This is a genomic window from Variovorax sp. P4_D9 (genome assembly GCF_056401695.1).
The window spans coordinates 1-3373 of record NZ_JBFUIU010000910.1 but is presented as its reverse complement, the minus strand read 5'-3'; the positions used below and the strand labels follow the sequence as shown (position 1 = coordinate 3373).

The 3373-nt window shown below is 63.2% G+C and carries 1 protein-coding gene and 2 pseudogenes; 1 reads left to right on the top strand and 2 read right to left on the bottom strand.

What is annotated here, in order from left to right; all coding sequences use genetic code 11:
- Positions 1–309, bottom strand: a pseudogene (locus AC1DY5_RS48110) (IS110 family RNA-guided transposase); the annotation flags it as partial.
- A gap of 163 nt (positions 310–472) precedes the next feature.
- On the opposite strand from AC1DY5_RS48110, the gene AC1DY5_RS48105 reads away from it, so the two are divergent.
- Entirely contained in the window at positions 473–1732 is a 1260-nt protein-coding gene (locus AC1DY5_RS48105; protein ID WP_478121410.1) for a site-specific integrase, read from the top strand.
- 39 nt (positions 1733–1771) lie between these two features.
- Here AC1DY5_RS48105 and AC1DY5_RS48100 read toward each other — a convergent pair.
- Positions 1772–2933, bottom strand: a pseudogene (locus AC1DY5_RS48100) (SulP family inorganic anion transporter).
- Positions 2934–3373: the final 440 nt, after the last annotated feature.

Below are 3373 nucleotides of genomic sequence, written 5' to 3'. Positions count from 1 at the left end.
GGCCGAGTCCACTACGAGGTTGGCGATCCCTTGCTCGGTCAGCCAGTGGTGCAGCCAGAAGCCGTCACGGCCAGCCTCGTAGCAACTGCGCACCGACGCTTGCCCGGCCAGGCCGCAACGTGCCTTGGCCCTCGTGATCGCTGTGAGCACAGATGCCGTATCCCCCGCCGCGACCGCGCATCGGCTCGGCGCGCGCACGCCGTCACCCAGCGACAGCTTCCAGCTCTTGTCGCCTAATTCGAAGGCCATATACAGCCGGCCGATGATCGTCGTATCCTGCCCCTGAAGGGCTGTGTCAGGCGCTTTCATTTGCATGCTCCTTTCGAAAAACGAGTCTTCGAATCCTCGTTCTACTCCAGGGGGCTTACCTCCGCGGCCCTTCCATAGTATCTAGTACATTGACACGTAGGTTTCGAAACGTAATGACGCCCGAGCTTGCGGTCTGCGCGGCGCGCCGGCCCTGAACACCTTGATGCACCGGGTCTCCGTGCTCTCGATGGCGCATCACCTGGCCAAGCAGCCCAATCCGTGCGTGGACGCCGCGGTCAAGACGCTGCTGAGCAAGACCCGCAAGGCCTACGCGAAGCGCAGCGCCCTGCCCCACAAGCAGCGCGCGTTGACCAAGGAGCCGCTGGAGGCAGTGCTCKAAACCTGCGACGAATCGCTCAAGGGGAGGCGCGATCGCGCCCTGCTCCTCTTCGCCTGGGCCTCGGGCGGCCGCCGGCGCTCCGAGGTGTCTGAGGCGGTCTTCGAGAACCTGCGCCGGGTCGATGGGGGGAACTTTCTGTACACGCTGGCGAGTTCCAAGACGAACCACAACGGGAAGGTGCGGCCCGAAGATGTGAAACCCGTGGTCGGTTCGGCGGCCGAGGCGCTGGAGGCCTGGGTCAAGGCGAGCGGCATCGCCTCGGGGCCCCTCTTCCGGCGCATCCTCAAGAACGGGAAGCTCGGCTCCGACGGGCTCTCCGGGACGGCGGTTCGGGACCTCGTGAAGGCGCGGTGTGCGTTGGCAGGCGTGGGAGAGGATTTCTCGGCGCACTCGCTGCGCTCGGGGTTTGTGACCGAGGCGGGGCGACAGAACGTGCCGCTGCAGGAGAAGATGGCCATGACGGGGCATCGCAGCACGGACACGGTGGCGGGGTATTTCAGAGCGGGCGCTGCGCAGGTGAGCGCGGTGGCCCGGATGATGGATTCGGGGATGCGAATGGCGGCCTCGGGCCCTCTCGCGACCTCAACCACACGCCCCCATTTCGGCTTAGCAGGGAGCTGCCGTTCGCTCGCGGCGCCCGAACTCACAGTTCCGGCCATTTGCAGACTTTGGGAAGGCCCCGTCCTTTCCGCAGGCATYACCCGCCGCCGGCGAGAGACATGCGCTCAACCTGGCAGGCATARCTTCCGGGCTGGGTCGAACAYGCGGWGGGTTGACCGTGGGCGGGCGGCRTGCCCGAACAGCCTACCAGRACGATCAGGGCGCACAGAAGTGCAGCGTTCGCRATCTTGGACATTTCGTTTTCCAAGCKTSGGGAGCAAGCCCATGCCGATCCGGGATCGCGCATGCAACTGGGGAGTCTACGCCCTGGTCGCGGCTSCACKCGAAYGCGGTGTRCGTTCGCCTACCATCGTATCTGCGCGCCGAACTTCCGCAGTGGGCCCTCTCGCGACCCTCAACCTCCCAGCTCGAACTGGAACTGTCGGCCATAAGCCGACCTTCGTGGGCGTTGACCACTTGTAACTGCGTGGCGAGTTCGCGTGAGCGTAGCTACCTCGTGGGCTACTCGATGCCGAGGTCCAGCTTCGACACCAACGCGCGGCTGTGTTCATTCAAGCCAACAACCTCCACCTGGCTACCGTGCTTGCGGAGCCTTTGACAAACCTTGTCCAAAGCGTTCACTGCAGTGATGTCCCAGAAGTGAGCCGCGCTGAGGTCAATGCGAACGGGTCTGCTCTCGACGTCCCGCACGTCGAACGCGTCGACGAGCATGTCAGCCGATGCAAAGAAGACCTGTCCAGAGACGCGATAGGTCAAGCTTTCGATTCCCGTCTTCACGACAACAAGAAGACGTGAGACCTTGAAAGTGAAGAACACGCCGCTCAACAACACCCCGATAGTCACCCCGGCGGCGAGGTTGTCCGTGGCAACGGTCACCACCACGGTTGCGACCATCACGGCACTTGAAAGTTTCGGGTGCTTCAAGAGCGCACGCGCCGAGCCCCAATCCAGCGTAGAGGCAGACACCATCACCATGATGGCTACCAAGGCGGCCACCGGTACCTGAGAAACCCAGGGCTTCAGAAGCACCATGAGAATCAGGAGGAACGCACCCACGAACAGCGTTGAGAGACGCCCACGGCCGCCATAGCGAACGTTGCTCACCGTCTGCCCAAACATCCCGCAGCCGGCTATTCTACCGAACAGGCTCGCCGCGATGTTGGCGACGCCTAGCCCACTGGACTCGCGGTTCTTCGAGCTTGGCGTGTCCGTGAGCTCGTCCACGACGCTGGCCGTCATCATAGATTCGAGCAAACCCACCATCGCGATGGCCACGGCCGGCAAGGCTATGAGTTTCAGCGTCTCAAATGACATCGGCACCTCGGGCAAACCGAACGAGGGCAAGCCATCAGGCAGATGGCCCAGGTCAGCCACCGCCAGCTGCGAGGAGGTACTCGACCCCGTGCGCATGGACGAGTGGAGCAGCAACCAGGGCGACGGAGCCTGCTGCGGCAGATACTATCGCTGGCCGGCCTCCAGCAAATGCGATGACTATGCTGATGACGAAGGAGGCGAAGAGTCCGACCGCAGGGTCGACGCCTGCGACGAACGAGAAAGCAATGACCTCCGGAATGAGAGCGAACGTGGCGACCGCGCCGGCCATGAGTTCGCCCGGAATGCTAGGCGCCCACTCGGCGCGAAATGGGTGTGGATGTTTGGACATGAAATAGCCTGCTCCGCGTGGAGCGGAGTTTGTAGAAGAGCCTGAACATACCTAGCCCTAGAAGCCATGCTCCAAACCAGGCGGCGAAAGCTGCTACGGCTCTCTACGGCGGCAATAGTCGAGAGCAACCGGACTGCCGGCTACTCGAATCCCGTTCGATGCGGGACAAGGTGAAGCTATGAAGACGCGCAGCATCGCAGTTGCACCCATTTCGGGTGCGAAGACGACGGCACGGACCATAGATGCTCACCTGTTCATTGTAGTTGCTGTGCCTCCGCGTCCATTGCTGCACAGCGGCTCTGTTCGTGCTCAGGAATGGCCGGTCCCTGGCGCGCCCAATGTGCGCATTGGGCTCGGAAGCCGGCGCGCATCCCGCAGAATGCGGCCACGACCGGTCGTTCAGCGTCTTGGCACAACCGGTCCCGGGCAGAGGCTCGGAG